Source organism: Methylobacterium variabile (genome assembly GCF_001043975.1).
GTDB lineage: Bacteria > Pseudomonadota > Alphaproteobacteria > Rhizobiales > Beijerinckiaceae > Methylobacterium > Methylobacterium variabile.
Genome location: NZ_LABY01000207.1, coordinates 25,643 through 31,914 on the forward strand (window position 1 = coordinate 25,643; position 6,272 = coordinate 31,914).

At 68.9% G+C, this 6,272-nt stretch carries 5 protein-coding genes; all 5 read left to right on the top strand.

Annotated features, from left to right (window positions below):
- The first annotated feature begins 516 nt into the window (after positions 1–516).
- Positions 517–1,992, top strand: coding sequence for a calcium-binding protein (locus VQ02_RS39840; RefSeq protein ID WP_048447282.1), 1,476 nt, complete (start codon positions 517–519; stop codon positions 1,990–1,992).
- Positions 1,993–2,168: 176 nt separating this feature from the next.
- On the top strand, positions 2,169–3,968 hold the full coding sequence (locus tag VQ02_RS26740) for a type I secretion system permease/ATPase (protein WP_048447288.1): 1,800 nt from the start codon (positions 2,169–2,171) through the stop codon (positions 3,966–3,968).
- Positions 3,965–5,278 carry an HlyD family type I secretion periplasmic adaptor subunit gene (locus tag VQ02_RS26745; protein WP_048447283.1) on the top strand — a complete coding sequence of 438 codons (1,314 nt, stop codon included), beginning with the start codon at positions 3,965–3,967 and terminating at the stop codon, positions 5,276–5,278. Before VQ02_RS26740 ends, VQ02_RS26745 begins: the two co-directional genes overlap by 4 nt.
- 92 nt (positions 5,279–5,370) lie before the next feature.
- A complete protein-coding gene (locus VQ02_RS26750) occupies positions 5,371–5,706 on the top strand; it encodes an NADH-quinone oxidoreductase subunit A (RefSeq protein ID WP_053080564.1) in 336 nt (111 codons plus the stop codon).
- A partial coding sequence (locus VQ02_RS26755; RefSeq protein ID WP_048447289.1) for an NADH-quinone oxidoreductase subunit H occupies positions 5,697–6,272 on the top strand: 576 nt, incomplete at its 3' end. The genes VQ02_RS26750 and VQ02_RS26755, both read left to right, overlap by 10 nt.

A 6,272-nucleotide genomic window follows, 5' to 3' on the forward strand; every position in this document is an offset into this window, starting at 1 on the left:
TATGGCGTATCGCTCTCAACGAGAGGTTCTGGCAGGCTCGACACCCGCCTCGATACGCCGCCTTCATCCAAACCGCGTCACCCATTCTCCCGCATAGCTCCGGCTCACCGGCCCGCTCCCTGAACAGGGGTCGGTCGCGTGTTCCCCGATGGGCTCGGCGTTGTTGACCCCGTTCCCTGTGCATCCGTCTCCCGAGAAAGAAGGGAGCCGCTTGGGCGCGATGAAACGCATGACCCATCGCCATATACCCTACCAGGGTTCAGTTCCCGGACTTCGCTCACGAACCCGGATCCTTGTATCCTGGCTGCCGTGGCGGCGAACCGCAGGAGCATGCCGATGCAACTGCTCTCTGGGAGGGAAACCCGCAGTGCGTCAAACCGTCCCTTTCGGGAGCCGCGATGAAACGGAGCCACGCATCGGGTGTTATGTTTGTCTACCCTCTAGGGGTATGCACCATCGCGCATCACCGCCAGGTCGTCACCCCATTCTTGGCTTATCGGCAGGAGGACACGCTTCATGACGCATCGCCCGCACCATCAAGCCCCTGCGAACGACCAGGACATCCAGGAGAGTTTCGGCGATTACCGCCTGTATATCGGCGGGCACGGCCACGACGCCTATTCCGGCACCGGCCAGATGGACATCGCGTTCGGGCGGAACGGGAGCGACTACCTCTCCGGTCGAGGTCAGGACGACGACCTTCAGGGCGGCAAGGGTAGCGATGTCCTCCTGGGCGGCGACGGCATGGACCACCTCGATGGCGGCAAAGGCAACGACGTCCTGATCGCCGGCGGGGCGGCCGACGCGTTGCGGGGCGCCGAGGGGAACGACTACCTCGAAGAGGGCGGGGGGCACGGCGACCTCGAAGGAGGTCCAGGCAACGACGTCCTGACCGGCGGTCCCGGCGGCGACGCTTTCGTCGTCTCGCCCAATAGCGGCGACGACGTCCTCACGGATTTCTCCGCCGGTCCCGGCATGCTGGACCACCTTGCGGTGCGGGGGCTCGACCCAGAGGACCTGAGGTTTGAGGACACCTTCGCTGGCGTGAAGATCAGTTGGGACGTCGCCGGCGGCGAGGGCTCGGTCCTGCTTGCGGGCGTCCAGAAGACGGACTTGGCGCAGGACGACTTCATGTTCACGGACGACAGGATGGTCATCCAGCCGACGAGCGCGGACGCGGACCACGTCACGGCCGTGAGTTACGCCAAGGACGAGGGCTTCAACCTCGGCGCCCCCAACCCGGGGGGTGACACCGGTTCCGAGGACACGTTCCGCTTCGACGAGTTCAACGTGAGAGAAGGATCAGGTCAGGCCGACACGTTCCAGGGCACCGGCGACAGGGACTACTACTTCGGCCTGGGCGGGAACGACCGCCTGTTCGGGAGGGCGGGCGACGACGACCTTCGCGGTGACGCCGGAAACGACGTCCTCGACGGCGGGGCGGGCCAGGACGACCTCAGGGGCGGCGCCGGCTCGGATCGGCTGTACGGCGGCGACCAGGCCGACAACGTCATGGGCGAGGACGGCGACGACAAGCTCTTCGCAGGCGCCGGCCATGACATGCTCGACGGCGGCAGGGGCAATGACGAGTTGAACGGAGGCGACGGCGCCGACGCTTTCATCGTGGGCCCGGACACCGGGAACGACGTGGTCACAGGCGGCTTCGACGCCGGCCCGGGCGCCTTCGACCACATCGCGCTCCGGGACATCCAACCCGGTCGGGTCACTGTCGCCGACGGGGTGTCGGCGCACGATGATGGGCACACCGGCGTCCTCGTCAGCTGGACGACGGCCGAGGGCAGCGGGTCGATCTTCCTTGAGGGCCTGACGAAGAGCCAGATGGTACAGGACGATTTCATGTTCAACGCCGACGACGGCAGGCAAGGCGGCTTCGTGAACGATCCTGCGGTCACGTCGGTCGGCTCGCAATACATCTTCCAAGACCCAGCGAGTTCGGCGGCAGGTGATCCGAACCACAGCTACGTGGCCTAAGTGACGCCTGCGCCCGCGGTCCTTCTGCGGGCGCTCCCATGGACGGCCGGGCTGGCCGTCTTCCCGACGATCCCCCGGGCCGCAGGGACGTGCCGCCCGAGGGCCTCTCCGCCGTCAGGGCCGTCGAGATGAGCCACGTCAAGAGTTTGTCGAACCTATCCGGTGACGAAGCGGGTATGGAGGAGGGCGGCCTACCGAGCGGGGCCGGAACTGCGCTCCTTGCCATCGGCCTGCTGAGCGCCCTCGTAAACGTCCTCTATCTGACCGGCTCGTTGTTCATGCTGGAGGTGTACGACCGCGTGCTGCCGAGCCACAGCGTCCCCACGCTGCTCGGCCTAGCGACCATTGCGCTCGCGCTCTATGCATTCCAGGGCCTGTTCGACGTTCTGCGCAACCGGCTGCTAGTCCGAGTTGGCGCGACCGTAGAGCGGTCCCTCGGACGACGCACCTACGAGGCCGTCGTGCAAGCGCCGCTGACCACAGCACAGCAGGGCGACGGCCTGCAGCCGCTCCGCGACCTCGACCAAGTCCGGGCCTTCCTGTCGAGCCCGGGTCCCGCCGCCCTGTTCGACCTGCCCTGGATCCCCCTTTACCTCCTGCTCTGCTTCGCCTTCCACGCCTGGATCGGGTCGGCCGTGCTCGGCGGCGCGCTCCTCCTAGTGGTGATCACTCTAGTGACGGACCTCCTGATGCGGCGGCCTTCAAAGGCCGCAGCCGCCGCGGCGAGCCAACGCAACGCTCTAGCGGAGGCCGGGCGGCGCAATGCCGAGGTGTTGCGCGCCATGGGCATGGCGGCGCACACGGGCGACGTCTGGGATGAGGCAAGCGAGCGCCACCTCGTCGCCCAGCGCCGCGCTTCCGATGTCTCGGGCGGCCTCGGCGCCATGACCAAGGTCGCGCGCCTCACGCTGCAGTCACTGGTGCTCGGCATCGGCGCCTACCTCGTGATAGCGGGAGAAGCGACGGGTGGCATCATGATCGCCAGTTCCGTCCTCGTCGGCCGGGCGCTCGCACCGGTGGAACTGGCCGTCGCCCACTGGAAGGGACTCGTGGCCGCGCGCCAGGGCTGGACGCGCCTGAAGGCATTCCTCTCCCTTTTCCCGCGTCGCGCCGTGGGCGTCGCCTTGCCGCCGCCCCGCGAAAGCGTCCGCGTGGAGACCCTGACCGCGGCGGCCCCTGGGTCGGACCGTCCCCTCGTCCGCGACGTCACGTTCGCCCTCCGGGCCGGCGAGGGCCTCAGCATCATCGGCGCGAGCGGTTCGGGCAAGTCTTCGCTCGTCCGCGCGCTGGTTGGGGTCTGGCGCCCCCTGCGCGGCTGCATCCGCCTCGACGGCGCCACCCTTGATCAGTGGACGCCGGAGGCGCTCGGCCGGCATGTCGGCTACCTGCCGCAGGACGTCGAGCTCTTCGCCGGCACCGTCGCCCAGAACATCGCACGGTTCGACCCGGGCGCATCCTCGGAGGACATCATCTCGGCCGCGCGCCAGGCTGGTGCCCACGACCTCGTGTGTTCCCTGCCGGATGGCTATGACACTCCCATCGGGGAGGGCGGGGCCGCCCTTTCGGGTGGGCAGCGCCAGCGCGTCGCGCTCGCCCGCGCCGTCTACGGCAACCCGTTTCTCGTCGTGCTCGACGAGCCCAACTCCAACCTCGATGCCGAAGGCGAGGACGCGCTGACCGGCGCGATCAGGGGCGTCCGCTCCCGCGGCGGCATCGTGGTCGTCGTCGCGCACCGACCCAGCGGCCTAGCGGGCGTGGATCACGTGCTCCTCATGGCGGAAGGACGCGCCCAAGCCTTCGGGCCGAAGGAGCAGGTCCTGTCCGTGCTCAAGCGGCCGCCCGCCCGCGCGCCATCGGGGCAGCCCAGGCTGCCCCGGGTCGAAGCCGGAGAACTCGCCTCGGTCGGAGAGCGGCCGGTGCCGCTGAGGGTGGTGGCCGGCGCGGACGCCACGCAGGAAGAGGAGGCCACGGCGTGAGAGCGTCACCCACCTGGGACATCCGCCGCTCCGTACGGCGCCACGTCCTCCTGAGCCTTTCGGCCGCGACGCTCCTGACCGGCGGCCTCGGGGGATGGGCGGCGACCACCGAACTCGCCGGCGCCGTCGTCGCGCCGGGCACGCTCGTGGTCGACTCCTTCGTCAAGAAGGTGCAGCACCCCACCGGCGGCGTCGTGGGCGAGCTGCGCGTCCGGGACGGGGACGTGGTACGAGCCGGGCAGGTCGTCCTTCGCCTGGACGAGACGGTCACCAGGGCGAACCTATCGGCCATCGACAAGAGCCTCATCGAGATGACCGCGCGGCAGGGGCGCCTAGAGACCGAGCGCGACGGGGTCGCTCAGGCCAAGTTCCCGGCCGCCCTGCGGGAGCGGGGCCGCACCGAGCCCGAGGCCGGCAAGGTCGTGGCCGGCGAGATCCGGCTGTTCGAGCTTCGTCGGGAAGCCCGTACAGGACAGAAGGCGCAGTTGAGGGAAAGGACAGGGCAGCTTCGCGAGGAGATCCAGGGCCTGACGGGGCAGGTCGCCGCCAAGAAGCGCGAGATCGACCTGATCAACCGCGAGCTCGAAGGCGTGCGCGAGCTCTGGCGCAAGAACCTCGTCCCGATCCAGCGCGTGACGGCCCTCGAACGCGACGCCGCCCGCCTGGAGGGCGAATACGGGCAGCTCGTCGCCTCCATCGCGCAGGCAAAGGGAAAGATCTCGGAGACCGAGCTCCAGGTGATCCAGGTCGACCAGAACCTGCGCAGCGAGGTGGCCAAGGAGCTGGGCGAGGTGCAGGGGAAGATCGCCGAACTCGGCGAGAAGCGGGTGGCGGCCGAGGACCAGCTGAAGCGCACCGACATCCGGGCCCCCCAGGACGGGGTGGTCCACCAACTCGCCGTCCACACCGTCGGCGGGGTGATCAACCCGGGAGAGCCGATCATGCTGGTCGTGCCGCGGGCCGACACCCTCGTCATCGAGGCCAAGGTGACCCCGAGGGACATCGACCAAGTGCAGCGCGGGCAGGCGGCGATGCTCAGGCTGACGGCGTTCAACCAGAGGACCACCCCGGAGGTCGAGGGCACCGTCAGCCTCGTCGCCGCCGACCAGATCACGGACGAGAAATCGGGTACGAGCTACTTCAAGGTCCACGTCACGCCCAGGCCCGAGGCGCTCGCGCGGCTCCAGGGCGTGAGGCTCGTGCCGGGAATGCCGGCTGAGGTGTTCATTCGGACCGGCGAGCGGACTATGCTATCCTACCTGACGAAACCGCTCAACGACCAAATCAGGAGAGCTTTCAAGGAGGATTGACGCTGGCGTCCCGGGCGCCACGGCGACGTGGCTCCCGGATGTGAGGGAGAGCCCTGGGCGGGAGCCGCTGGAAGGAGAGGCGGATGGAGCGGATGACGGCGCAAAGCCCGGTCCTCGGTGACTTCGGTTTCGTAGCCCTGGTGCTGGTCATGGCCGTAGGCCTCGCGTTGCTGGCGGCTGCCGCGCTCGCGCGAGCGCCGGCTCGGACCGTCCACGCTCCCCCGGCCTGGGCGCAGTTCCGTTTCGGCTACGCGGTCTACGCACTCATCTTCCTCGCCTTCGACATGGAGATGATCTTCATGTACCCATGGGCGGTCGTCTTCGCCGATATCGGCGTGAGCGCCTTCCTCGACATGCTGGTCTTCATCGTGCTCCTGTCGGCGGGCATCGCCTACGCCTGGGGCATGGGTGGGCTGCGATGGGAATAGCGGCTGCCCTGGCGGTCCTCGCCGCCCTGCTCGGGGGTACCGCCCTGACTCACGTGGTCGAGCGCGCTTTCGGTCGCGCCGGCCAGGATCCCGGCCCAGCGCAGGGGGCCGACTTGCAGCACGCCCTCGAATTGCCCAACGCCGACCGGTTGCTGCTGCCGGCCGGCCCGGTCGTGGCGCTCGCGGGTGTCGCGCTCGCAATGGTGGTGCTGCCGCTCGGCCCCGGGCTGGTCGGACGTGATCTCGGCCTCGGCCTCTTCTACGTCATCGTGGTCGTGGATTTCGTGGTGCTCGGCCTGGCGCTCGCCGGCTGGGGTGCGAACACCCCCGATGGGGTCGAGGCCTGCTACCGCATCGTCGCCCAGCTCGTCGCGTACGTCGTGCCGCTCGGGCTCGCCTACGTTGGCGTAATCATGATGGCCCGCTCGCTATCGACCGTGGCGGTGGTCGATGCACAGCGCGGCCTGTGGTTCGTCGTCCTGCAGCCCCTGGGCTTCCTGCTCTACGTCGCCACTGGGCTGATGCAATCGTACCGCGCTCCGTTTCTGGAGCCGTTCGCGGCCTCG

Excerpts from the sequence above, each read along its gene's own strand:
- VQ02_RS39840 (WP_048447282.1), top strand. The coding sequence starts at position 517 with ATGACGCATCGCCCGCACCATCAAGCCCCTGCGAACGACCAGGACATC.
- VQ02_RS26740 (WP_048447288.1), top strand. The coding sequence starts at position 2,169 with ATGGAGGAGGGCGGCCTACCGAGCGGGGCCGGAACTGCGCTCCTTGCC.
- VQ02_RS26750 (WP_053080564.1), top strand. The coding sequence starts at position 5,371 with ATGACGGCGCAAAGCCCGGTCCTCGGTGACTTCGGTTTCGTAGCCCTG.